The organism is Martinezella lusitana (genome assembly GCF_900094565.1).
GTDB classification, from domain to species: domain Bacteria; phylum Pseudomonadota; class Alphaproteobacteria; order Rhizobiales; family Rhizobiaceae; genus Rhizobium; species Rhizobium lusitanum.
Genome location: NZ_FMAF01000076.1, coordinates 1 through 1,427, shown reverse-complemented (window position 1 = coordinate 1,427; position 1,427 = coordinate 1). Strand labels below are relative to the sequence as shown.

1 protein-coding gene and 1 pseudogene are annotated in these 1,427 nt (G+C 59.0%); both read left to right on the top strand.

The genetic code is table 11. The features are described 5' to 3' along the window. Nucleotides 1-279 (top strand): annotated as a pseudogene (locus tag GA0061101_RS38470) (methyl-accepting chemotaxis protein); the annotation flags it as partial. Between the two features lie 197 nt (nt 280-476). After that, a partial coding sequence (locus GA0061101_RS38465) for an MCP four helix bundle domain-containing protein (protein WP_037201716.1) occupies nt 477-1,427 on the top strand: 951 nt, incomplete at its 3' end.

The following is a 1,427-nucleotide window of genomic DNA, read 5'->3' as shown; positions in this document are numbered from 1 at the left end:
GAGCTTGCCGCCCAGGCCGAGGAGCTGCAGGCCTCGATCGCCTTCTTCAAGGTCGATCAGGCGAATGCACGCAAGGCCCAGGCCGCGCACCATCCCGTCCATCAGGCGATCAGCCCGGCCAAGACCAGGCCTGCCGCCAAGGCGCCGATTGCCAGGGCACCGGCTGCCCGCGCCGACAATAGCGTCGCCGCACAGCAGGCCCGCCTCAAGGGCTTCTCCCTCGATATGTCCATGGGTGGGCCTGACGCCGATGACAATGACTTTCGCCAGAGCGCCTGAGCGGCTGGCTGACATCAACAAGATCTGGCGCCGGAAGGCGCCGGATCAAAGGCTGGCGGATGGTATCGCAGGCCTCAAGAACCGGTTCCGGTTCGCGGAAGGGTGAATGTATCGGTCTTCGCGCATCAAGACGGTTTCCGTCTGACTTATTCGACCTTCAATCATCGGACCTCTCCATCCCCAGGAGTCTTTTAGAGATGCGCTTTACCATCAAATTCAAACTGGCCTTCGCCTTCGGCCTTCTGATCGTGCTGTCGACCGGGATGTCGGTTCTGGCGATCATGAGCCTGTCCTCCCTCAATTCGGCCATTACGAACATCATCCAAGGCCCGGCTGCCAGTCTGCGCAATTCCGGCGATCTTTCCAGCGCCGTGCTCGATGCGATCCGCAACGAAAAGAACGCCATCCTCAACAACGATCCGCAGGCGATCAGCGGCTATATCGATGAAGTTCATGCAAAAGAGGTAACGATCGAGCAGATCGCACAGAAACTATCCCAGAGCGCTAACGAGGAAGTTGCCAGCAAGAGCGCGGAATTCCTGAAGCAGCTTCCGGCCTGGAAGCAAATTGACGACCAGGTCCTTAAGCTTGCCGTCGAGAATACGGAGGAAAGCAACCGCAAGGCAGGAGAGCTCTCCATGGGCGAGGGGCGCAAGGCAAGCGCGGTTCTTCTGGATGCCGTCAACGCTGTCAACAAGGCGATCGTCGCCGATCTGCATCAAACCGACGAGTCGACCAATGAACAATATGCCTTCGCGCGAAACCTTCTGCTCACCTCACTGGCCGTCATGTTCGTGCTCTCGACTGCCATCGCCCTCTGGATCGCGCTCGGCATCAACAACGGCCTGAAGAAGATCCAGGCGGTTGCCGAAGGCGTCGCCATAGGCGATCTCAACCAGAATATCGAGATCAAGACCAACGACGAAATCAAGGATCTCGTCGACACCATCAATGTCATGACCGGAAACCTGCGCAACACCGCAACGATCGCGGACCTGATCGCCAACGGCGACCTGACGGTGAAGCCGAAGCCGATGTCGGACAAGGATACACTCGGCATGTCGCTCGAGTCGATGGTCGAGCGGTTACGTGGTGTCGTCGCCGATGCGCTGTCTGCCTCCGACAACGTATCATCGGGCAGCCAGCAG